Origin of the sequence: Mycobacterium sp. KBS0706, from assembly GCF_005938675.2 — a bacterium.
Classification (GTDB): Bacteria; Pseudomonadota; Alphaproteobacteria; order DSM-16000; family Inquilinaceae; genus Inquilinus.
Genome location: NZ_VCCH02000372.1, coordinates 1 through 406, shown reverse-complemented (window position 1 = coordinate 406; position 406 = coordinate 1). Strand labels below are relative to the sequence as shown.

At 67.2% G+C, this 406-nt stretch carries 1 protein-coding gene; it reads right to left on the bottom strand.

From position 1 onward, the window contains the following. On the bottom strand, positions 1-406 hold a 406-nt coding region (locus FFK22_RS42330; protein ID WP_306770281.1), incomplete at both ends, for a TCP-1/cpn60 chaperonin family protein.

Sequence of the window (406 nt, the reverse complement as noted above, 5' to 3'; positions counted from 1 at the left end):
CCTGCAGCTTCTCGCGGTCGTAATCCGAGGTCGTCTCCTCGATCTGCGCCCGGATCTGGTTGGTGCGGCCCTCGATGTCCTTCTTGACACCGGCGCCGTCGACCACCGTCGTCTCCTCCTTGGAGATGACGACCTTCTTGGCCCGGCCGAGCATGTCGAGGGTGACGTTTTCGAGCTTGATGCCGAGATCCTCGGAGATGACCTGGCCGCCGGTGAGGATGGCGAGGTCCTCGAGCATCGCCTTGCGCCGGTCGCCGAAGCCCGGCGCCTTGACCGCAGCGACCTTCAGGCCGCCGCGCAGCTTGTTGACCACCAGGGTGGCCAGCGCCTCGCCGTCGACATCCTCGGCCACGATCAGCAGCGGCTGGCCGGCCTGGACCACGGCCTCGAGCAGCGGCAGGAAAGA